The organism is Streptomyces sp. NPDC002403 (assembly GCF_053593015.1).
In genome coordinates this window covers 364,320-386,193 of sequence record NZ_JBSFBQ010000001.1, presented here as the reverse complement: position 1 = coordinate 386,193, position 21,874 = coordinate 364,320, and the positions used below count along the sequence as shown (strand labels likewise).

General features: G+C 72.5%; 14 protein-coding genes. 5 read left to right on the top strand and 9 right to left on the bottom strand.

The genetic code is table 11. From position 1 onward, the window contains the following. Positions 1 to 29: 29 nt before the first annotated feature. The 3 genes from ACWCPY_RS01855 to guaA all read right to left on the bottom strand — a co-directional run bounded on the left by ACWCPY_RS01855 (position 30) and on the right by guaA (position 3,935). Complete coding sequence (locus tag ACWCPY_RS01855; protein WP_451262306.1) at positions 30 to 1,298, bottom strand: hypothetical protein; 1,269 nt, start codon at positions 1,296 to 1,298, stop codon at positions 30 to 32. Positions 1,299 to 1,409: 111 nt separating this feature from the next. Further along, positions 1,410 to 2,192, bottom strand: coding sequence for a class II aldolase/adducin family protein (locus tag ACWCPY_RS01850; RefSeq protein WP_451262305.1), 783 nt, complete (start codon positions 2,190 to 2,192; stop codon positions 1,410 to 1,412). Positions 2,193 to 2,339: 147 nt separating this feature from the next. Beyond that, positions 2,340 to 3,935, bottom strand: a complete 1,596-nt coding sequence (gene guaA, locus ACWCPY_RS01845; protein WP_451262304.1) for a glutamine-hydrolyzing GMP synthase — start codon at positions 3,933 to 3,935, stop codon at positions 2,340 to 2,342. Between the two features lie 363 nt (positions 3,936 to 4,298). Between guaA and ACWCPY_RS01840 the strand changes: the two genes are divergently transcribed. Both ACWCPY_RS01840 and ACWCPY_RS01835 read left to right on the top strand, forming a co-directional pair. Next, on the top strand, positions 4,299 to 4,616 hold the full coding sequence (locus ACWCPY_RS01840) for a chorismate mutase (RefSeq protein ID WP_451262303.1): 318 nt from the start codon (positions 4,299 to 4,301) through the stop codon (positions 4,614 to 4,616). Positions 4,617 to 5,124: 508 nt separating this feature from the next. After that, on the top strand, positions 5,125 to 6,147 hold the full coding sequence (locus ACWCPY_RS01835) for an LAETG motif-containing sortase-dependent surface protein (protein ID WP_451262301.1): 1,023 nt from the start codon (positions 5,125 to 5,127) through the stop codon (positions 6,145 to 6,147). Positions 6,148 to 6,227: 80 nt separating this feature from the next. Here ACWCPY_RS01835 and ACWCPY_RS01830 read toward each other — a convergent pair whose 3' ends face one another. The 5 genes from ACWCPY_RS01830 to ACWCPY_RS01810 all read right to left on the bottom strand — a co-directional run bounded on the left by ACWCPY_RS01830 (position 6,228) and on the right by ACWCPY_RS01810 (position 16,743). Continuing rightward, complete coding sequence (locus ACWCPY_RS01830) at positions 6,228 to 8,051, bottom strand: GMC oxidoreductase (RefSeq protein ID WP_451262300.1); 1,824 nt, start codon at positions 8,049 to 8,051, stop codon at positions 6,228 to 6,230. A 49-nt stretch (positions 8,052 to 8,100) separates the two neighbouring features. Next, positions 8,101 to 9,729, bottom strand: a complete 1,629-nt coding sequence (locus ACWCPY_RS01825; RefSeq protein WP_451262299.1) for a succinic semialdehyde dehydrogenase — start codon at positions 9,727 to 9,729, stop codon at positions 8,101 to 8,103. A gap of 140 nt (positions 9,730 to 9,869) precedes the next feature. Next, on the bottom strand, positions 9,870 to 11,546 hold the full coding sequence (locus ACWCPY_RS01820; protein ID WP_451262298.1) for a protein kinase domain-containing protein: 1,677 nt from the start codon (positions 11,544 to 11,546) through the stop codon (positions 9,870 to 9,872). A 130-nt stretch (positions 11,547 to 11,676) separates the two neighbouring features. Further along, positions 11,677 to 14,580 (bottom strand): protein kinase domain-containing protein, encoded by a 2,904-nt coding sequence (locus ACWCPY_RS01815; RefSeq protein ID WP_451262297.1) that lies wholly within the window; start codon positions 14,578 to 14,580, stop codon positions 11,677 to 11,679. Positions 14,581 to 14,763: 183 nt separating this feature from the next. Next, on the bottom strand, positions 14,764 to 16,743 hold the full coding sequence (locus ACWCPY_RS01810) for a protein kinase domain-containing protein (protein ID WP_451262296.1): 1,980 nt from the start codon (positions 16,741 to 16,743) through the stop codon (positions 14,764 to 14,766). 120 nt (positions 16,744 to 16,863) lie between these two features. On the opposite strand from ACWCPY_RS01810, the gene ACWCPY_RS01805 reads away from it, so the two are divergent. After that, positions 16,864 to 17,952 carry a serine hydrolase domain-containing protein gene (locus tag ACWCPY_RS01805; protein WP_451262295.1) on the top strand — a complete coding sequence of 363 codons (1,089 nt, stop codon included), beginning with the start codon at positions 16,864 to 16,866 and terminating at the stop codon, positions 17,950 to 17,952. Here ACWCPY_RS01805 and ACWCPY_RS01800 read toward each other — a convergent pair. Then, positions 17,949 to 19,655, bottom strand: coding sequence for a glycerol-3-phosphate dehydrogenase/oxidase (locus ACWCPY_RS01800; RefSeq protein ID WP_451262294.1), 1,707 nt, complete (start codon positions 19,653 to 19,655; stop codon positions 17,949 to 17,951). The two genes, ACWCPY_RS01805 and ACWCPY_RS01800, sit on opposite strands and share 4 nt — an antisense overlap. Positions 19,656 to 19,916: 261 nt before the next feature. On the opposite strand from ACWCPY_RS01800, the gene ACWCPY_RS01795 reads away from it, so the two are divergent. Both ACWCPY_RS01795 and ACWCPY_RS01790 read left to right on the top strand, forming a co-directional pair. Then, entirely contained in the window at positions 19,917 to 21,179 is a 1,263-nt protein-coding gene (locus tag ACWCPY_RS01795; protein ID WP_451262293.1) for a nucleotide sugar dehydrogenase, read from the top strand. A 105-nt stretch (positions 21,180 to 21,284) separates the two neighbouring features. Beyond that, positions 21,285 to 21,857 carry a hypothetical protein gene (locus ACWCPY_RS01790; RefSeq protein ID WP_451262292.1) on the top strand — a complete coding sequence of 191 codons (573 nt, stop codon included), beginning with the start codon at positions 21,285 to 21,287 and terminating at the stop codon, positions 21,855 to 21,857. Positions 21,858 to 21,874: the final 17 nt, after the last annotated feature.

Below are 21,874 nucleotides of genomic sequence, written 5' to 3'. Positions count from 1 at the left end.
CGGCCGCTGCCCGCCGCCCGGCACAGCGGTCAGTCCGTCACATCGATCTCGACCCGGTTCGTCTCCACTCCGGCGGCGGTCACCACCTGCACCTCCACCACCCCCGGCTCGACCTCCACCGGGACCGGCACAGTCAGGACGCCGTCCGTCGGATTGGCGAAGCCGCCTGCGACCGGGATCAGCGGCACATGCACATGGACCCGGCCGATCCGGACGACCATGCGGGCCAGCCGGTCCGGTGTCCCGGCGCCGGGCGGTACGAAACCCGCACCGCGGATCTCGATGTCGTCGCCGGTGCGGACCGGCGCGTCCAGGTCCCCGGCCTCGCGGGCCCGGACCACCGAGAGGATCACCGGGCGCCCGCCCTCCGCGTACTTCCCGGCGAAGTAGGCGAGCGCCGAGACGGTGACCAGCAGCGCCAGGCCCCAGGGCAGGTCCGGCAGCTGCTCGGGCCGGCGGGCGAGACGGACCGCGGCGAACAGTACGGCGACGGTGCTCACCAGCACGTACTGCACATCCGTGAAGCTGCCCCGCCCGGAGTCGTCGGTGAGCAGATCGGCGGCGCGCGGCCGGTCGGCCCGCAGCTTCTGCAGGCGCCCGGACAGGGCCCGTACGGTCACCACCCGGCGTACGACGACGGCGACGGCGCACACCAGCGCGAGCACGGTCACCACACCGGCGCCCCGGGCCAGGTCCAGCCCCTCGATGAGCGCGTCGCGCTCGGCGTGACCGGAGGCGCCCGCCAGCTGGAGCGCCAGCACGAGCACGGAGAAGACCGCGAGCAGCACCCAGGAGACGGCGACCGCCCGGGAGGTGGAGAGCCGGTTGTCCTCGCCGATCAGCGGGGCGAGGAGGCCGCCGCGGGCGCGGTGGACATGGGCGGCGCCGGTCAGCAGGCCCGCGGTGACGAGCCCGGCGACCAGCCCCGCCGTACGGGCGTTGGTCCAGCCCGCGCCGATGGCGGTGACGGACTCGCCGATGACCAGCAGGGCGACGCCGCCCCACACCGCGATCAGGGTGCGCCGCCACACCCGGTACAGCCAGGCGTCGCCCGCCTCCCGGCCCCGTTCGGCGACGGTCCTGGCGGACTGGGTCAGCTCGTCCGAGACCCACTGGCGGGTCGCCGAGACGGACCGCGCGACGCCGGGCGGCAGCCCCTGGCCGGCGGCGAGTTCGTCCCGCTTGGCCAGGAACGCGGCCACCGCGCGCCGGTGGCCCTCGCGCGCTCCGTGCGGGCAGTCGCCGCACGTGCAGCCGCCGCCGTGCGCGCTGCCCGCCCTCGCCTCGTCCAACGCCACTGGGAACGCCGCCCTTTCAAACCCGGTACAGCCAACTCGACTGCTATTCCAGCGAATTGTGCCGTACGACAAGGCTCCCGACCGCATCGGGGCGGCCTGCGGCGCGTATCGTCAGAATGTGCGACTGATCCGGCGCCACAGGGGCTGGTAGTTGATCCACGCCACCAGGTCGCTGCCCAGCTGGTCGCGGGTGGCGACCGCGTCACGGTGCTCGATCAGGACCGGCTTCCCGGCCGCCCGCGCGGCAAGCTGCACCTGGCAGGAACGCTCCAGCGCGATGAACCACCAGGCGGCCGCGTCCACCGAGTCGCCGACGGTCAACAGCCCGTGGTTGCGCAGCACGATCGCCTTGTGCCCGCCGAGCGCGGCCGCGATCCGGCGCCCCTCGTCCTCGTCCACGACGACCCCGGTGTACGCGTCGTACAGGACATGGTCCTCGTAGAAGGCGCAGGAGTCCTGGGTGATCGGTTCGATGAGCTCGCCCAGCGCGGACAGGGCCCGCCCGTGCACGGAGTGGGTGTGCGCGACGGCGACGACGTCCGGGCGGGCCCGGTGCACCTGCGCGTGGACGGCGAACGCCGCCTGATTGACGTGGTGGCGCCCCTCGACGACCTGCCCCTCGCCGTTGACCAGGATCAGCTCGTCCGGCGTGAGCCCGTCGAACGGGGCCCCGAAGGGGTTGACCCAGAAGCAGTCGGTGAGCTCCGGGTCCCGCGCGGTGATGTGCCCGGAGACGCCGTCCTCGTACCCGTACTCCCCGAACAGCCGGAGCGCCCCGGCCAGCCGTTCCTTGCGGTGGGCGCGCTCGTCGGCCACGGATGCGTGGACGGGCGGCATGGCGAAGTGGAGCTGGTCCACGGGCACGGGTGCGGGTGCGGGTATGGGCTCGGACATGGCGGCTCCTCGGGGCTCCCAGGGCGTACGGACCCGGAAGTTACCGCCGGTTGCCGCAAGTGGCCAGGGATGTCACCGGGAGGATACGGACGATGCCGCCGCCCAGACGAATGAGCGACGGCATCGGCATTGACCTTGCGGGAGGGGTCACTCCCACTCGATGGTGCCCGGCGGCTTGCTCGTCACGTCGAGCACGACGCGGTTGACGTCGGCGACCTCGTTGGTGATGCGGGTCGAGATCCGGGCGAGCGTCTCGTAGGGCAGGCGCGACCAGTCGGCCGTCATGGCGTCCTCGGAGGAGACCGGGCGCAGGACGATCGGGTGGCCGTAGGTGCGGCCGTCGCCCTGGACGCCGACCGAGCGGACGTCGGCGAGCAGGACCACCGGGCACTGCCAGATGTCGCGGTCCAGGCCGGCCGCGGTCAGCTCCTCGCGGGCGATCGCGTCGGCCTCGCGGAGCAGGTCGAGCCGCTCCTTGGTGACCTCTCCGACGATACGGATGCCGAGGCCGGGGCCGGGGAACGGCTGGCGCTGGACGATCTCCTCGGGCAGGCCGAGCTCCTGGCCGACCATCCGGACCTCGTCCTTGAACAGCTGGCGCAGCGGCTCGACGAGCCGGAACTCGATGTCCTCGGGGAGGCCGCCCACGTTGTGGTGCGACTTGATGTTGGCGGTGCCGGTGCCGCCGCCGGACTCGACGACGTCCGGGTAGAGGGTGCCCTGGACGAGGAAGGCGACTTCCTCGCCGTCGGCGGCGCCCTCGGCGACGATCTCGGCCTGGGCCTGCTCGAAGACCCGGATGAACTCGCGGCCGATGATCTTCCGCTTCTGCTCGGGGTCGGAGACCCCGGCCAGTGCGGTCAGGAAGCGCTCCTCGGCGTCGACGACCTTCAGCTGGACCCCGGTGGAGGCCACGAAGTCCTTCTCGACCTGCTCGCTCTCGCCCTTGCGCATCAGACCGTGGTCCACGTACACGCAGGTCAGCTGGGAGCCGATGGCCTTCTGCACGAGGGCCGCGGCGACCGCGGAGTCCACACCGCCGGACAGGCCGCAGATGGCGCGCTTGGTGCCGACCTGCTCGCGGATCAGCGCGATCTGCTCCTCGACCACATTGGTCGTGGTCCAGGTCGGCTCGATGCCGGCGCCGCGGTAGAGGAAGTGCTCCAGGACCTGCTGGCCGTGCGTGGAGTGCAGGACCTCGGGGTGGTACTGGACGCCGTAGAGCTTCTTCTCGTCGTTCTCGAAGGCGGCTACCGGCACGACGTCGGTGGACGCGGTGACGGTGAAGCCCTCGGGGGCGGCGGAGCAGGCGTCGCCGTGCGACATCCAGACCGACTGCTCGGCGGGCGTGCCCTCGAAGAGCGTGGAGCCGGTCTTGGAGACGGTGAGCGGGGTACGGCCGTACTCACGGGCACCGTTGTCGTCGACGGTGCCGCCGAGCGTGGTGGCCATCAGCTGGAAGCCGTAGCACATGCCGAAGACCGGGACCCCGGCCTCGAAGAGCGCACGGTCGAGGGAGGGCGCGCCCTCCGCGTACACCGAGGAGGGGCCGCCGGACAGGATGATCGCCCGGGGGTTCTTGGCCAGCATCTCGGCCACCGGCATGGTGGACGGGACGATCTCGCTGTAGACCCGGGCCTCACGGACGCGTCGGGCGATGAGCTGGGCGTACTGCGCGCCGAAGTCGACGACGAGAACCACGTCCGTGGTGGCGTCGGGGGCGGCGGGGGGTGCTGCTGGCACGGGCGGCCTTCCGGCGGTGAAAGGGGGGTCTGTTTTGTCGATTCTACCGGGGTCGCGGAGTCGGCCGTCGTCCCGCCCGAACGGGGGTAGGGGGGCGGAGCCCGCGCGGGCCGGCCCGGAACCGGTGTCTCAGCATCCGGGCCCCGTGTTGGTCCGTCCCCGGCGACGGGGCCATACTGGTTCCATGCGTCAGCACACGACCTTCGTCTTTACCTATGGCATCCGGCCCGCCGGCTGCCATGGTCGTGCTGCTTGATCCACTGACAAGCAACGTTCCAGGCGCCCCGGGCCGAAAGGCCCGGGGCGTCTTGGCGTTCACGGACCGGCCGGCCTCGGGGACCGCACCCACGAGGAGTCACCACCATGACCAGCACCGCCCCCGCGAAGAGCACCGCCGCGAAGACCACCGCCGAGAAGACCGGTGCGCACACCGAGGAGGCCGCCGCGCTGATCGACGACGCACGGACCCGGATCGACACCCTCGACGACCGGATCATCGGGCTCGTCCAGGAGCGGATGGCCGTCTCCGCGGTCATCCAGGAGGCCCGGATCACCTCCGGCGGCCGCCGGATCAGCCTCTCGCGCGAGATGGAGATCCTCGCCTCGTACCGGGACGCGCTCGGCAGGCCCGGCACCTCGCTCGCCATGACGCTGCTGGAGCTGTGCCGCGGCCGGGCCTGACACCCGGCGGGCCCCGGGTACCCCGGCGTATCCCAGTTCGGGCCCACTCTCACCCGTACGGCGCGTGACCGGGTCCGGCGCGGCTTCGTTGGTCCCGGTGTCCGTGCCAGCCAGGGGCGGCTCTGGAAGGAAACCACGCGTGGGCTCCGCTGGAGCGTGTGGCGTACCGCAGGTGCGCCGTGGGACCGCGCCCCAGCGTGCGTGACCGGTCGGCAGGGGACAGCAGACCGGTCACCCCAGGAAACGGCCGGCTCCGGGGACGCCCGGAGCCGGCCGCGTCCGAGGCCTCCCAGGGCCCCCACCGGCCGCTTCCCGGCCCCGGGGGCCCTTTCTCCCGATTGCGGACGTGAGCGGCGTCACATAAAGGTTCTGTGAGTATCCGGACAACCTTTGCGGCGGACCGCGGGTCAACCATGCGGAACCACCGGCCCCGCTCGTGCCCCCTACACGGCGGGCCCGTCCCGACCCCGTACCGCCCCTCGCGGTACGCCGGACTCCTGAGGTCACCATGAAGCTTCGCCGCGCCCTGGCGCTCGCCGCCGCCACGGCGGTCATCGCCCCTGCCGCGGTCCTGGCCGCCCCCGCCGCGCTCGCCGTGGCCACGGACGGGACCACCGCCGCCGCGGAGGCCACCGGCTCACCTTCGCCGAGCGATTCCGGGACCCCGACGGCGGCCGAGCCGGACGCGTCCGCCTCCGCACCCGCCGAGGAGTCCTCCGGGGAACCCGGCGAGCCCGGTCCGGGCGAGGAGTCCGAGTCCGCCGGTAGCACCGGCCCGGACGAGGCCGTCGGCGCGACCCCGACGGATTCGGCGAGCGCCTCGTCGTCCGCGTCCGCCACCCCGTCGGAGTCCGAGGACCCGGCGGAGCCGGCGGAGTGCGCCAAGTCCGACCTGGACATCTCCATCAACGGCCTGCCCGGCCGGATCGCCCGGGGCAGCGGCTGGCACACGTTCAAGATGAACGTCTACAACTCCTCGAAGTCCACCGTGAGGAAGATCGACTACTTCGCGGGCGCCTCCTCCGACGAGGAGGGCGACGACCTCTTCCGCTCGAAGCAGGTCAGCCTCCAGGCCCTCGACCCGGAGACCGACAAGTGGGTGGAGCTCAGCGAGGACGGCCGCGCGGTCGGTTACGTCGGCCGGTCCGACGAGATGCCCGCGGGGTACGAGGTCGACATCCCGCTGCGCATCAATGTGAAGCCGACCGCCCCCGTCGGCGCCGGCTTCACGCTCGGTGCCGGTCTGTACGTGGGCGACAAGGACTGCGCGGGCATCAGCGACATCGCGTACAGGTTCAAGATCGTGGAGTCGGGCGGGAGCGGTTCGACGCCGCAGACCGGTGGCAGTGCCCCGGTCCCGTCCACGAAGCCGGCCGACAACCCGGCGGGCAAGGTCTCCGGCAGCCTCGCGGAGACCGGTTCGTCCTCCGCGCTGCCGGTGTTCGCCACCGCGGGCGGGGCGGCCGTGGTGCTCGGCGCGGGCGCGATGTTCATCGTGCGGCGCCGCAGGAACGGTGAAGCCGGCGTGTGACGCACCGGTTCACCGTGAGCATGGAGGGGCTGCACTCGGAGGGGGGTGCAGCCCCTTTCTGCTGCCCTTGCGGCCGGCCCTTACGGCTTCTTCCTCGGCGGGACGGCCGGCAGCCCGAGGAACGGCAGCTTCAGCGCGCCGAAGGCGTCCTTGGGCACGGCCGGTGTCCGCGGCTCGACCGCGGACAGCCGCTCGTACGCCTCGCCCTGCGCCGGACGCGGGTCCGCCTCGCCCTTGTTGGGCCAGAAGGACATGGCGCGCTCGGCCTGTGCGGTGATGGTGAGCGAGGGGTTGACGCCGAGGTTCGCGGAGACCGCCGAGCCGTCGACCACCGAGATGCCGGGGTGCCCGTAGAGCCGGTGGTACGGGTCGATCACCCCGGCGTCGGCGGTGGCGCCGATGGGGCAGCCGCCGAGGAAGTGCGCGGTGAGCGGGGTGCCCATCAGTTCGCCCACGTTCGAACCCGCGAAGCCGTTGATCTCCTCGGCGAGCAGCTTGGCGCTGCGCGTCGCCGCCTCGATCTGGGTCGGATTGGGCGCGCCGTGCCCCTGCCGGGCGGTGAGCAGGCCCTTTCCCACGCCGCCCGGCTTGCGGTACGTCGTCAGGGAGTTGTCGAGCGACTGCATGACGAGCCCGATGATGGTCCGTTCCGACCAGCGGCGGTTGGAGAGCGACCGGGCCGCGAGCGTGGGGTGCTTGACCAGTTCGAGCAGCCACCTGCGCACCCGGTGCGCGCCGTACGGCACCTGGAGGACGGTCAGCGCTCCCATGGAGTTGGAGCCCTTGCCGTAGCGGACCGGCTCGATGTGCGTGTTCTCGTCCGGGTGGATCGAGGAGGTGATGGCGACGCCGCGGGTGAAGTCGGCCCGCGCGGCCCCGTGCTTCTTCCGGTAGCGCCGGTCGCTGGTCTGCGAGCCGACCAGGCCCTCGGAGTTGGTGCGGGTCAGCTCGCCGAGCCGGGACGATATCCGGGGCAGCAGGCCGGTGTCCTTCATCCGGTGCAGCAGTGTCTGGGTGCCGTACGTGCCCGCGGCGACGACGACCTCGCGGGCGGTGAACGTACGGCCCTTCCCCTTCTTCCGGTTGTCGGTGGGAAGGGTCCTGACCGCGTAGCCGCCCTTGGAGTTCTCGGTGACCGCGACGACCGAGGTCATCGGGTGGACGACCGCGCCCGCCTTCTCGGCGAGGTGGAGGTAGTTCTCGTTGAGGGTGTTCTTCGCGCCGTGCCGGCAGCCGGTCATGCATTCGCCGCACTCGGTGCAGGCCTTGCGGGAGGGCCCCGCCCCGCCGAAGAACGGGTCGGCGACCTCGCCGCCCGGCCGGGCCTTCGCCGTACCGTCGCCGTCCTCGCCGTCCCCGAAGAAGACGCCCACCGGCGCCATGTGGAAGGTGTCGCCGATGCCCATGGCCTGCGCGGTCGCCTTCAGGTGGACGTCCGACGGGGTCATGGTCGGATTGAGCCGGACCCCCAGCATCCGCTTGGCCTGGTCGTAGTACGGGCCCAGCTCCTCGCGCCAGTCGGTGATGTCCTTCCACTGCGGGTCGTCGAAGAACGGCGCGAGCGGCTCGTACAGGGTGTTGGCGTAGTTCAGCGAACCGCCGCCGACACCCGCGCCGGCCAGCACCATGACGTTGCCCAGCAGGTGGATGCGCTGGATGCCGTACAGACCGAGCGTCGGAGCCCACAGGAAGTTCTTCAGGTCCCAGGAGTTCCTGGGCAGTTCGGACCGGGTGAAACGGCGGCCCGCCTCCAGCACCCCGACGCGGTACCCCTTCTCGGTCAGCCGCAGGGCCGACACCGCACCGCCGAAGCCCGAGCCGACGACGAGCACGTCGTAGTCGTGGGCGTCGTCGGTGTTCCCCGGCGCGACGGGCCGATTCTGGGCAGGGCTGTCCTGGGACATGGCTCTCCTCGGTGCGGAACGGGCGGAGGGTGCTGCGGTACCACCGGTGTCAGCGCAGGCGGAACGCCTTCATCGCCTTGAGACTGGCGCTCATGAACGCCGCGTACTTCTCGTCGTCCATGCCGAAGGACGGGGCGAGCGGGATCAGCCGCTGCTGGGCGACGGTCTGCGCCTCGGTGTACTTGAGGATGCCCTCGGAGCCGTGCCGTCGGCCGAGGCCGGAGTCCTTCATGCCGCCCATCGGGGACTGCACGCTGCCGTACGCGGGGGCGTACCCCTCGTTGATGTTGACGGTGCCGGTCCGCAGCCGGGCGGCGACCCGGTGGCCGCGCCCGGAGTCCTTGGTCCAGACACTGGAGTTCAGGCCGTACGGGGTGGCGTTGGCGAGGGCGACGGCCTCGTCCTCGTCGGTGAAGCGGTAGATGGAGACGACCGGTCCGAAGGTCTCCTCGTTGCAGACGGCCATCGGAGCCTCGACGCCGTCGAGGATGGTCGGCTCGTAGAACAGCGGGCCGATGTCGGGCCGGGCGACCCCGCCCGCGACGAGCCGGGCGCCCTTCTCGACGGCCTCGGCGACATGACGGGTGACGGTCTCCAGCTGGCGTTCACCGACCAGGGAGCCCATGTCGGCGCCGTAGGCGAGGGAGTTGCCGAGCCGCATGGCCTTCGTGCGGGCGGCGAAGCGGGCCACGAAGTCGTCGGCGATCGACTCGTGGACGTACAGCCGCTCGATGGAGATGCAGAGCTGACCCGCGGAGGAGAAGCAGGCGCGGACGGCGCCCGCGGCGGCCTTCTCCACGTCGGCGTCCTTCAGGACCAGCATGGCGTTCTTGCCGCCGAGCTCCAGCGAGACGCCGACGAGCCGGGCCGCCGCGCCCTGCGCGACCTCGCGGCCGGTGCGGGTGGAGCCGGTGAACGAGACGTAGTCGGCGTGCTTGACGACCTCGGGGCCGACGACGGGTCCCTCGCCGAGCACGACCTGGAAGACCTCGGCGGGCAGTCCGGCCTCGATCAGCAGGTCACGGGCCCACAGCGCGGTCAGCGCGGTCTCCGTGTCGGGCTTCATCACAACGGCGTTGCCGGAGACGAACGCGGGCAGCGCGTCGCCGACGGACAACTCGAGCGGGTAGTTCCACGGGGCGATCTGCCCGACGACGCCGCGCGGCTGGCGCAGCTCGGTGACCTTGGTGAGGGTCGGTACGACTCCGGTGTGCCGCTTCGGCTTCAGGTACGAGCCGGCCCTGCGCCCGTAGTGGCGGGCCGCGACGGCGACGGCCTGCACCTCCTCGTGGGCGTGCAGCCGGGCCTTGCCGGTCTCCAGCTGGATGAGGTCGAGCACCTCGGCCTGGCGGCTGAGGACGAGGTCGTGGAAGCGGAGCAGCACGGCGGCCCTGGCACGGACGGGTGTCGCGGCCCAGGCCGGCTGGGCGGCACGGGCCCGCTCGAAGGCGCCCGCCACGTCCTCGGGGGTGGACTCCGGCAGGTCGGCCAGCTTCTCCCCGGTGAAGGGGGTGTGGTTGGCCGTACGGCCCGATCCGGCCACGCCCCGGGTCAGCCGGGCGACCACCTCGGGGGTCACCACATCGGCGGCGGTGCGCACCCCTGCGGGGGCGACGGCCACCGGATTGGTGCCGAGCGGGGCTGCGGAGGTGGATGTGGAGGCCTGCGAGTCCGTCATGAGGGCGAGAGTACGTCCAGCCGCACACTTTGGGTACCCGTGAGTAACGGGTTTTCACACTCCCCACAAACGAGCCAGCGATCACTGGCAACAAAGCCCCTGATCAGGAGCCCCGTGCTCGCGGAACGGTCCGGCGGACCTCAGCCGGAGCTGCCGGGCGCCCGCCATCCGCGCAGCATCGTGTCGAACTGCGCCCGGGTCGTGTCCCAGTCGTCCGCCGGGCCCGTCATGTACAGCGCGTACTCCGGACCGCCCTGCTCCCCGAAGTACATCTGGTCGATGGCGTGGCGCGGGCCCGGGTGGTCCTTGGTCTCGGTCCAGGTGAACTCCCAGAGCGATCCGGGCCGGTCCCGGTAGGTGTTGGAGTGCAGGGTCTTGCGCTGGTAGCCGGGCAGCCGTTCGGCGAGCTGCGTCTCCAGGCTCAGCATGTGCATGTACGGGTTGTCGAAGTCGGGCTCCGGGTCGATGCTGATCCGGATGTAGTGCACACCGTTGTCCGGGGTGTAGTCGATCTGGTTGCCGTCCGCCCGGCGCTCCCAGCCCTCGGGCACGGTCAGGCTGAAGCCCTCGGGGTCGTTCACCCGCTTCCAGCCGTCGGGCACTTCCTTCACCGGCGCGTCGGGCTTGGCCGAGGGCGGAGCCTTGGCGTCGGGCTTGCCGTCGTCGGGCTTCCCGGGGTCGACGGGCGCGTGCGTGCCCGTGCCCTCGCGTCCGGTGGTGTCCTCCGTCCGGTCGCCGTACTTCATCGCGGCGAGTCCCGCGCCGCCGCCGACCAGCGCCGCGGCCGCGATGACCAGGACCGCGGTGCGCCAGCGGCTGCGCCGGGCCGCCGGGGCCGGTGCCGGGGCCGGGGCCGGTGCGGGAGTCGCCGGCTGGGGCAGTTGAGTGGTTCCGGGCCCGGAGGGACCGTCCGGGCCCAGCGAGCGCAGGACCTCGTCGGGGACCCTCTGCGTCGGCACGTACGCCTGCGCCGCCACGGGCGCGCGGCCCTCCATGGCGTCCAGCAGCATCCGCTCCGTCTCCGCGGCCGACGGGCGCTCGTCCGGCTCCTTGCGCAGCAGCGCGGTGATCACGGGGGCCAGTGGGCCGGCCTGCGACGGCGGCGGGGGTTCGTCGGCGACGACGGCCTGCATGGTGGAGATCGGGGACGTGCGGCGGAACGGCGAGCGCCCCTCGACCGCGGTGTAGAGCGTGGCGCCGAGCGACCACAGGTCGGACGCCGGGCCCGGGTCACCCCCGCGTACCCGCTCGGGCGCCAGATAGTCGATGGAGCCGACCAGTTCGCCGGTCCTGGTGATGGTCGAGTCGCCCTCGATGGCGGCGATCCCGAAGTCGGTGAGCAGCACCTGGCCGTCCTTGGCGAGGAGCACGTTGCCCGGCTTCACGTCACGGTGCAGGACTCCCGCCCCGTGCGCGGCGCGCAGGGCGCTCAGCACATGGAGGCCGATCCTGGCGGCCTCGCGCGGCTCGATCTCGCCGGACTCCTTGGCGGCATCCGCGAGGGACGGTCCGTCGACGTACTGCATGACGATCCAGGGCCGGTTGTCGTACTCGATCACGTCGTGCACGGTGACCACGCCCGGGTGCGTGATCCGGGCGGCCGCGCGGGCCTCCTTCTGCGTGCGGGCGTGCAGCACGATCCGGTCGGCCTCCGCGACGTACAGACCGGCGGTCAACTCCTTGACGGCCACGGTGCGGTGCAGCACCTCGTCGTGGGCGCGCCAGACCTTGCCCATGCCGCCGCGCCCGAGGACTTCGCCCAGCCGATACCTTCCGGCCAGCAACAGTCCCGTGTCCGTGCCCTGTGATCGATCCACGTGTCCCCGCCCCGTTCCTCGGGTGCCAGATTACGGAGCGGACGCACGGCCACGGAACCTCGCACCGCCCACGAGACCGCACTGTGATGCTTGTCGCTTCCCCATCGGCCCGGTGATGCACGCAGAGGGTTCAGGGTGTCACGCGGTAGGAGGAGATGGCTTGTTCGTAGATGTCCGAAACCTTGTCGCGCCGGTTCTCCGGGCCGATGACCTGGATGATGTGGTACCGGCCGCCCACGGCCATCACGAGGTTGCGTGCGTACACCTCGCGCCCCGACGCGTCCTGCCAGGTGAACTGGCCCTCCGCCATGGCCTGTCGCCCGACGTCGATCCGGCGCAGCCCGCTCGACCCCGACCAGGTGGAGTCGCGGAACTGCTGCAACTCCAGCTCCTTGTCGGCCTGGTACGCCAGCGGGTCGTCGCCGCCGGCCTTGACGGTGTCACGGCCCGGGACGATCAGCAGGCTGAAGCCGTCGCGGCCGTAGCGGATCTGACGGTCCGCGTTGGCGGGAGTGCGCTGCCAGCCCTTGGGCACGCCGACCTCGAAGCCCTCCGCGTCCTTGCGCAGGGTGTAGCCGGGGGCGAGCGCGACGGCGGAGCGGCTGGTCTGCGGCTGCTGTGCACCGGATGGCCGCGAGGCCCCGGAGTCGCCGGTGCCGGGCTCCGGCGAACCGGACGTCGACGATGCCGGGCCCGTGGAGCCCGTGCCCGGTTCGGTGCCCGCCTTGGGCATGAACATCACGGCGTACGCGATGGCCGCGACAAGGGCCAGCAGGATCAGTACCAGGAGCAGCCGTCCGAGCCGCCGCGGCGCCCGCCGCTCGCCGTCCTGGGGGCGGGGCGGGGTGCGCAGCGCCTTGGGGCCCTTGGGCTCGCGCGGCGGCCGGGGAGGCCGGGGCGCCCGCTCGGCCCCGAGAATGTCCAGTCCGACCTGTTGGTCGTGCCGGTCGTGATGGTCCTGTCGGTCCTGGTGGTCCCGTCGGTCCTGTCGGCCGGCCTTGTCCTTGGTGTGGCGGTGACGGCCGTGGGCCGCGCTCCGGCCGCGCCGTCTGCGGACCAGCTCGCCCCGGCGGCGCACGACGGGAAGCCGGGCGCTGTCGGCGGACGGCAGGGGTACGACGTCCAGCCCGGCCTCGGGCTCGGGCGCCGAGCGCACCAGGGAGCGCAGCCAGCCGCTCAGCTCCTCGAAGTCCGGGCGCTCGGTGGGGTCCTGGCGCAGCAGGGACTCGACGACGGGGCGCAGCGGGCCGCACTCCTCGGCGAAGGCGGGCGGCTCCCCGCACACCATCTGGACGAGCTCGGCCGCGTTCTCCTCGGGGTAGGGGGCATGGCCCTGGACGGCGCGGTAGAGCAGCGCGCCCAGTGCCCAGAGGTCGGTGGCGGGTCCGATCGGCGGGGCCAGCCGCCAGTTCTCGTGGACGGGGCCGGCCTGCTCGGGCGCCCAGCGTTCGGTGACCGCGCCGACCACGGCGATCCGGGCCTGCCGGGCGCGCTCGGCGGCGAGGGGCGTGGCGGGGCCCCGGTAGGCGGAGCCGGTACGGCCGCTCCCGGCGGCCTCGTCCCAGCGGTCCGGCTGCCGCTGCCCGCCGGGGCGGTGCGCGGGCGGGGCCGGGGGGTCGTCGCGGCGCCGGACGTCCGATCCTCCGGCGGGGACGGGGCGCCCGGACATGGGGCCGTCGCTCCAGGAGCCGGTGAGATGCAGCCGCCGCGCGGGCGGCCGGCCGTCCTCGTCGCCGTCGTCGTCGTCCCGGTCGTCGTGGGAGGTCTCGGCGTACGGGTCGTGGGCGTGCAGGTCCTTGGTGTACGGGTCGTGGGCGTGCAGGTCCTTGGTGTACGGGTCGTCGCTGTACGGGTCGTCGCCGTACAGGTCGTCGGTGGCGTGGCTCCGGGGGGCGGCCGGTCCGGTGGTCTCCGGCCGTGCGGAACGCTGGACCGGCAGGCTGCCGGTGTCCTCCGCCCCGGCCGCACCGGCGCGGTGCCGGTCCTCGGTGACGCGTGCGGCGGCGCGGGCGCCCTCGCGGTAGGCGGCGATGGCCCCGGCGCGCGCGGCCCGCAGGTGCGCGGCGTCCGTCGCCCCGCCGCGGGTGCCGTCGGGGCGGTCGCCGTCGTCGTACGGGTCCTCGTCGCGCGGATCGCCGCCGTGCGCATCCTCGTCGTACGGGCCCTCGCCGTGCAGATCCTCACGGTGCGGATCGGCGTCGTCATCGTCGTGGGGGCCGCCGGTCGCCCGGCCGGCCTCTATCGCCGCCGGGCCGCGTGAGGCCGGTACCCCGGCCGGAGGGGCGGGCACGGTCGGCATGGGCGGTATGGCCGGCGGAGGCGGTGCGTACGTCCCGGCAGGGCCCGTTGCGATCGCCGGGCGGCGGAAGCCGGCCTCGTCGTCGTGCCCGTGCCCGCTCCCGTGCCCGTATCCGTCCCCGTCCCCGTCCTCGTCCTCGTCGGGCTGCGGTGTCGGTACATAGCCGCAGAGCGCCTCCTCCGCCGCGCCGGCCGCCAGGCCGGTCAGCGCGACGCGGCCGTCGTCACAGATCAGCACCGTGCGGACGGTGATGTTCCGGTGGGTCCAGCCGTGGGCGTGCAGCACCCGCAGCGCGGTCAGCACGTCGGAACCGATCTCGGCGGCCCGGAAGGGGTTGAGCGGCCGCTCCGTGAGCAGGGCGGCGAGCGGTCGGGCCGGGACGAGTTCACTCACGATCCAGAGCGAGCCCTGCTCGGCGAACACGTCGAAGACCTGGACGAGCCTGGGGTGGTCGGGCACCTGGGCCGCCGCCTGCGCGGCCTCCACGGCGCGCCGGACCGCCGGGTCCGCAGGTGCGCGCACGGCCCGGCCGGTGGCTCGACGGGCCATCGGCGCCGGACCGTCGCCGTCGAGCACCTCGGCGTCCACCACCTCGGGCAACGGCACCTGCCGGACCAGGACTTCCTGCCCGCTGTAGGTGTCGAACGCCCTGGTCTCGACCGCTTCGTACTCATCGTCCGAAGGCAGCGGAAGGCGGTAGCGGTCGGCAAGCACCCGACCCGCGTAGTCGTCCACGACGCCTCCCCAGAGCGCGCTGTCCCTCCGGCCGCGAAGACCGCGTCGATCCATCAATTGCGGTCACTTACCGTGCAATTGACCCGCCGTTCTGGCTGCGTACGGTCTTCAGGTTCTCACGATACGTGGCAAGTGACGGCCACGCGGCCGGGTCGTCGCATCCCGGCCCTTTTCCCCCATGGGTCAGTCGGTGGGCTTGAAGGTGTCGAACGCGGTCTTGCGCAGCGTCCGGCACTCCGCGCCGTCCCACTCGTCCGCCTTGCAGCTGACCATGATCGCGTAGCCGTGGGTGGCGTCGACCTTGAAGCCCCGGTTGAGCACCCGGACCCGCTCGCCCTGCTGGGTGCGCTCGAACTGCCAGTCGGCGACGGTCGGGTAGCCGTTGTACTGGACCTTCTTGACGCCGAGATGGCGGTAGCCGTTGCTGCTGGCGGCGACGCCGCCCTTCGCGGCGTTCCAGGCCCCGGCCGCGTCGTCACCGGGCGAATCGGTGTAGTCGACCTGGACACGGGGGAAGCCGCCGCTGACGTTGTAGATGCCACCGGAGTTGCTGCCCGCCGTCTTACTGAACCGGAAGTCCTCGGGCATGGCCATCGTGAAGTGGAACTTCTTGTTCGTGACCTTCTTGAACCCGGCGGGCAGCGCGTCACCCGGCTTGTCGCCCTTGCCGCTGTCCTTGCCGCTGTCCTTTCCGCTGTCCTTGCCCTTGTCCTCGCCCGGCCCCTGGCTCTGGTCGCCGCTCCGGTCCTGGCCCTTGCCCTGGTCCTTGCCGCTGTCGGTCTCCGTGGAGCCACCGGTCGACGCCGAGGGTCCGGCCGAGGTGGACTTGTCGCCCTTGCCGCCCTTGTTGCCCGCGTTGTCCGTGTCGTCCCCGCCGGCCGTGAGCGCCAGGATCGTGCCGATCACGGCGAGCACGATCACCGCCGCGATGATCGCCAGGGTGCGGCGCGGGACCACGTCCGTGAGGGACGCCCGGGGCGGGGTGGCCGGTGACGTCGCCGGGCGCTGCGGCGGTACGGCGGTGGAGGCCGTGGCCGCGGGCCGGGCGGGCTTCGCGGGGGTGCCCGCGCCACCGGCCGAGGGGGAGCCCGAGGGCCTGGGCGGCACGGTGGCCGAGGCCGCGGCCGCGGCGGCCGGTGCCCCCTTCGCGTTCCGCACCGAGCGCAGTGCGCCCCGCAGCCGGTCCCGTGTGCCCTCACCCTGTTCCGCGGCCTTCGGCGTCGCCTTGGCGCGGGGTTCGGCCGGCGACTCGGGCAGCGTCATGACCTGGGTGGCCTCGGCGGGCGGGGGCACCACCGGGTCCGGCTTCTCGGGGGCGTGGATCACGCCGTTGAGCAGGGCGCGGGCGCCCGCGTCGTCGAGCCGCTGCTCGGGGTCCTTGGCGAGCAGGCCGTAGATGACCTCCTCCAGCGGACCGGCGTTCTTCGGCGGGTCGAGCGGCTCGGTCATCACCGCGGTCAGGGTGGCGATGGCCGACCCCTTGTCGTACGGCGGGGAGCCCTCGACGCTCGCGTACAGCAGTCCGCCGAGCGACCAGAGGTCGGCGGGCGGACCCGGCTTGTGGCCGCGGGCGCGCTCGGGAGAGATGTACGAGGGGGCACCGACGAGCATGCCCGTGGAGGTGACGGACGGGTCGCCCTCCACCTGGGCGATACCGAAGTCGGTCAGCACGACCCGGCCGTCCTCGGCGATCAGCACGTTGGACGGCTTCACATCGCGGTGCAGGATGCCCTCGCGGTGCGCCAGGCGCAGTACGTCGAGGATGGCGAGGCCGACCTCGGCGGCGCGCTTCGGCGTCAGCACGCCGTCCTCGCGCACGGCTTCGGCGAGGGACTTGCCCTCGATGAGCTCCATCACGATCCACGGCCGGTCGTCCTCGTCGACCACGTCGTAGACCGTCACCGCGCCGTTGTTGCGGATCCTGGCGATCGCCTTCGCCTCACGCAGCGTGCGTGTGATGAGCCGTCGCTTCTCGTCGTCGTCGATGGCCGAGGGGAACCGCAGTTCCTTGACCGCGACCGTGCGGCCCAGCGTCTCGTCGACGGCACGCCAGACCGTGCCCATACCGCCCCGGCCGAGCACCTCCCCGAGCCGGTAGCGCCCCGCAAGGAGACGTCCGTCCTTGTCCCGTTGGGGCTCCCGTGCCTGCTCCGCCTCCGACATGCGTCCCCTCTGCGATCAACCCGCCCTGGCAGAGCGTTCATTGTCCCTCACCCCGGCACCGGCCATGGTGCCGGGTCCGCGCGGCCGCCATGATGTGCCCGGAGGAAGGGAATCCCTGCCATGCCGATACTCAGGGCGCTGCTCACCGCCCCGTTGGTGCTGGCGCTGTTCGGGTTCGGAACAGTGCCCCTGCCCAGCGAACCACACCTCACCCCCGCAGCCGCCCATCTCCCCCGGCTCGTCGCCGACGGCGGTGCTCCCACGGCGGCGCTGCTGGCCCGTCGCACCTCCTCCGCACCGTACGACACCTACCGCTCGACGGGGACCGGCATCCGACGGGCGGACCGCTTCCGGGCGGGCAGCATCACCAAGACCTTCGTCGCCACGGTCGTCCTCCAACTCGTCCGGGAACGGAAGCTGCGCCTGTCGGACACGGTCCAGCGGCTGCTGCCCGGACTGGTGCGCGGCAACGGCAACGACGGCCGCCGCATCACCCTGCGCGCCCTGCTCAGCCACACCAGCGGCCTCTACGACTACACCGCCGACCTCTCGGCCCACCCCCTCTCCGCCACCGCGGCGGTCCACGTGGCCCTGGCCCACCGTCCGACGGACGCCCCCGGCCACTACGCCTACTCCAACACCAACTACGTCCTGCTCGGGCTCATCGTCCGACGGGTCACCGGACACGGCTACGCCACCGAGATCCGCGACCGCATCGTCACCCCCCTCCGTCTCACCGGCACCTCCCTCCCGGGCGCCCGTACCACGCTGCCCTCCCCGCACGGCCGCGGCTACACCCGCGATCCGGCCGACGGCCGCCTGCGCGACGTCACCGCGCTCGACCCGCGCACGGCGGGCGCGGCCGGCGAGCTGATCTCCACCCTCGACGATCTGAACCGCTTCTACGCGGCCCTGCTGGGCGGCCGGCTCCTCGCGCCCGCCCAGCTGAAGCTCCTGCTGAACACCCGGGCCACGCACGGCGCCTACGGCCTGGGCATCTATCCGCAGAAGCTCTCCTGCGGCGTCACCGTCTGGGGTCACAACGGCCGCATCGCGGGCAGTTACGTCCGCACCGCCGCCACCCTCGACGGCGGACACACCCTGACCTTCCGCGTCGACACGGACACCCTGGCCGACGCGGAAGCCCTCGAAACGACGCTGCTGGACGCGGAGTTCTGCGACCGGCCGCAGACGCCCCGGAGTTCCTAGATCGGCACGATGTCCGGAGCGCCGAGCCGCGCCGCGTCGGCCGTGAGGTCGTCCGGCTGCCGCTGCGACTCCCGCTCCGCCTGCACCCGCTTCTCGTAGTGCTCGACCTCCCGGTCGATCTGTCCCTCGTCCCAGCCCAGCACCGGCGCCATCAGTTCCGCGCAGAGCCGGGCGCTGTTCGTGCCCCGGTCGAAGGTCTCGATGGAGATCCGTGTCCGGCGGGTCAGTACGTCGTCGAGATGGCGGGCCCCCTCGTGCGAGGCCGCGTAGACGATCTCGGCCTTCAGGTAGTCGTCGGCCGAGGGAAGCGGCTCCCCGAGTGCCGGATCACCGAGGATCAGTTCGAGGATCTGCTCGGTCATCGAGCCGTACCGGTTGAGCAGGTGCTCCACCCGGGCGACATGGAGGCCGGTGCGGGCCGCGATCCTCGCGCGGGCGTTCCACAGGGCCGGGTATCCCTCCGCCCCCAGCAGCGGGATCTCCTCGGTGACGCAGGCCGCCACCCGCTGGTCCAGGCCGTGCACCGCCTCGTCCACCGCGTCCTTCGCCATCACCCGGTACGTCGTGTACTTGCCGCCCGCCACGACCACGAGACCCGGCAGCGGATGCGCCACCGTGTGCTCGCGCGAGAGCTTGCTGGTGGCGTCGGACTCGCCGGCCAGCAGCGGCCGCAGCCCGGCGTAGACACCCTGGACGTCGTCCCTGCTCAGGGGCGTGGCCAGGACCGAGTTGACGTGTTCGAGCAGGTAGTCGATGTCGGCGCTGGACGCCGCAGGGTGTGCCTTGTCCAGGTCCCAGTCGGTGTCGGTCGTCCCGATGATCCAGTGCCGCCCCCACGGGATGACGAAGAGGACGGACTTCTCGGTCCGCAGGATCAGGCCGGTCGAGGAGTGGATGCGGTCCTTGGGGACCACCAGGTGGATGCCCTTGGACGCCCGGACGTGGAACTGTCCGCGCTCCCCGATCAGTGCCTGGGTGTCGTCCGTCCAGACCCCGGTCGCGTTGACCACCTGCTTGGCCCTGACCTCGTACTCCCCGCCCGCCTCGACGTCCTCCACCCGGACGCCGACGACCCGCTCGCCCTCCCGGAGGAAACCGGTCACCCGCGCACGGTTGGCCACATGTGCGCCGTAACCGGCGGCGGTGCGCACCAGGGTCGCCACATAGCGGGCGTCGTCCATCTGCGCGTCGTAGTACTGCAATGCCCCGACCAGGGCGTCCTTCCGCAGCGCCGGGGCGACGCGCAGGGCGCGGCGGCGGGAGAGATGCCGGTGCACGGGCAGGCCGCGGCCATGGCCCGAGGACACCGACATCGCGTCGTAGAGCGCCACTCCGGAACCGGCGTAGAGCCGCTCCCAGCCCTTGTGCTGCAACGGGTAGAGGAACGGCACCGGCTTCACCAGATGCGGGGCCAGCCGCTCCAGGAGCAGCCCGCGCTCCTTCAGCGCCTCCCGGACGAGCGCGAAGTCGAGCATCTCCAGGTAGCGCAGCCCGCCGTGGATCAGCTTGCTCGACCTGCTCGATGTGCCCGACGCCCAGTCGCGGGCCTCGACCAGGCCGGTCGAGAGTCCTCTCGTCGCCGCGTCCAGCGCCGTGCCGGCGCCGACCACGCCCGCTCCCACGACCAGCACGTCCAGTTCGCGCTCGGCCATCGCGGCCAGCGCCTCGGCGCGTTCCGCAGGTCCCAGTGTCGCTGTCCTCACTGCTGCCTCCCGGATAGATCGGGGTGGTCCGGCACGGAGGCACGCCCCGTCCCGGCGGTCGGGGCGGCCCGTGCCCACCTCTCGATTCTGTCCGCCGTCCCCGACTTCGGCCACCGCCTGTGGACAACACCAGGACGACAGGAGGCCCGCAATGCGACATATAGGTCATATTTAAGCCTAGTGTGACATTGCGCTGTCCACAGCGGTTGCGCTTTCTGCCCTCATGGTCCATAGACCGACCGGGAAGGACGGCCCATCCACATGCCCGCAGACCTCGCAGTCATCGGACTCGGCCACCTCGGCCTGCCCCTCGCCCAGGCCGCCGTGGCCGCAGGCGTGCAGACCGTCGGCTACGACACCGACCCGCGCGCCTGCACGGAACTCTCCGCCGGCCGCACCCCCGTCGAGGGATCGCTCACCGCCTCCGAGATCCGCCGGATGCTCTCGGGCGGCTTCCGGCCCACCACCGACCCGGCCGAACTGGGCCGGGTCCGTACCGCGGTGATCTGCGCGCCCACCCCCCTCGGCGCCGACCGCACCATCGACCTCACCGCCATCGCCGACGCGGCCCGCGCGCTCGCCGCCCGGCTGCGCCCGCACACCACCGTGCTGCTGGAATCGGCCGTGCCGCCCGGCACCACCGAGAACTACCTGCTGCCGCTGCTCGAAGAGGGCTCGGGGCTGCGCGCCGGCCGCGACTTCCACCTCGCCTGCTCCCCCAGCCGTCTCGACCCCGGCAACCGGAGCCACGTCTACGCCAACACCCCCAAGGTCATCGGCGGCCTCACCCCCGCCTGCACCGAGTCCGCCGCCGCCTTCTACGGCCGGCTCACCGACAAGGTCGTCCGGGCCCGCGGGCCGCGCGAGGCCGAGATGACGAAGGTCCTGGAGACCAACTTCCGGCACGTCAACATCGCCCTGGTCAACGAGATGGCGGTGCTCTGCCACGACCTCGGCGTCGATCTGTGGGACGTCATCCGGTGCGCCGAGACCAAGCCCTTCGGCTTCGAGCCGTTCCGTCCCGGCCCCGGCGTCGGCGGCCACGGCGCCCCCGTCGACCCGGGCTACCTCCCGTACAACAGCCGCACCCCCGGCCACCCCCTGCGGATGGTCTCGCTCGCCCAGGAGATCAACGACCGGATGCCGCAGTACGTGATCCAGCGCTGCGCCACCCTGCTGAACGAACACGGCAAGTCCGTCCGCGGCGCCCGGGTCCTGCTGCTCGGGGTCACCTACAAGCCCGACCTCGCCGACCAGGAGGGCTCCCCCGCCCGGGAGATCGCGAGCCGGCTGATGAACATGGGCGCCCAGATCGGCTACCACGACCCGCACGTCCTGGACTGGCGGGTGCGCGAACTCCCGGTGCCGCGTGCCGACTCCCTGTACGAAGCGGCGTCCAGCGCCGACCTCACGGTGCTGCTCCAGCACCACCGTACGTACGACCTCCAGGGCCTCGCGGTGAAGGCCCAGCTCCTCCTGGACACCCGGGGCGCGACCCCGGCGGGTGCCGCGCACCGGCTGTGAGAGCCCTCCCCCAGGATTTGGGTGGGGCGATGTCACAGGCTGCTGCTAGCCTGCGGCGTCACTTCTCGCACAGTCGTGCGCATCCGTCCCAGGGGGGATACCACCATGAGCCAGCCCGTGCCGCCGTCGGACCAACCGCAGCAGCCGTACAACGCCCAGCCCGGCGGCAACCCGTTCGCGGGCCAGCAGCCCGGTGCCCCGACCGGCAACCCCTTCGCCGACCAGCAGCCCGGCGCCCCGTTCGGCGGCGCACCCTTCACCCCGCCGGCCCCCGCACGCGACAACATCGGCCTCGGCCTGGTCGCCGCCGTCGTCGCGGCCGTCGTCGCCGCGGGCATCTACGGGGCCATCATCGGCGCCACCAAGCACGAGATCGGCTACGCGGCCGTGGGCGTCGGCTTCGTCGTGGGCTTCGCCTCGGGCAAGCTCGGCGGCCGCAACCCCGTGCTGCCGGTCGTCAGCGCCGTGCTCGCCCTGGTCGCCGTCTACTTCGGCCAGCTGCTCGGCGAGGCGATGATCGCGGCCAAGGAGCTCCCGGTCACCGTCTCCGAGCTGTTCTTCGACCACTTCAGCCTGCTGAACGAGGCGTGGAAGGCCGACTCGGACTTCCTCACGTACGTCTTCTTCGCCATCGCGGCCGTCGCCGCGTTCTCCGGCGCCAAGAAGGCCGCCGAGTAGTCGCGGAAGCACACACG

Excerpts from the sequence above, each read along its gene's own strand:
- ACWCPY_RS01805 (WP_451262295.1), top strand. The coding sequence starts at position 16,864 with ATGCCGATACTCAGGGCGCTGCTCACCGCCCCGTTGGTGCTGGCGCTG.
- ACWCPY_RS01835 (WP_451262301.1), top strand. The coding sequence starts at position 5,125 with ATGAAGCTTCGCCGCGCCCTGGCGCTCGCCGCCGCCACGGCGGTCATC.
- ACWCPY_RS01825 (WP_451262299.1), bottom strand. The coding sequence starts at position 9,729 with ATGACGGACTCGCAGGCCTCCACATCCACCTCCGCAGCCCCGCTCGGC.
- ACWCPY_RS01840 (WP_451262303.1), top strand. The coding sequence starts at position 4,299 with ATGACCAGCACCGCCCCCGCGAAGAGCACCGCCGCGAAGACCACCGCC.
- ACWCPY_RS01790 (WP_451262292.1), top strand. The coding sequence starts at position 21,285 with ATGAGCCAGCCCGTGCCGCCGTCGGACCAACCGCAGCAGCCGTACAAC.
- ACWCPY_RS01830 (WP_451262300.1), bottom strand. The coding sequence starts at position 8,051 with ATGTCCCAGGACAGCCCTGCCCAGAATCGGCCCGTCGCGCCGGGGAAC.
- ACWCPY_RS01810 (WP_451262296.1), bottom strand. The coding sequence starts at position 16,743 with ATGTCGGAGGCGGAGCAGGCACGGGAGCCCCAACGGGACAAGGACGGA.
- ACWCPY_RS01795 (WP_451262293.1), top strand. The coding sequence starts at position 19,917 with ATGCCCGCAGACCTCGCAGTCATCGGACTCGGCCACCTCGGCCTGCCC.
- ACWCPY_RS01850 (WP_451262305.1), bottom strand. The coding sequence starts at position 2,192 with ATGTCCGAGCCCATACCCGCACCCGCACCCGTGCCCGTGGACCAGCTC.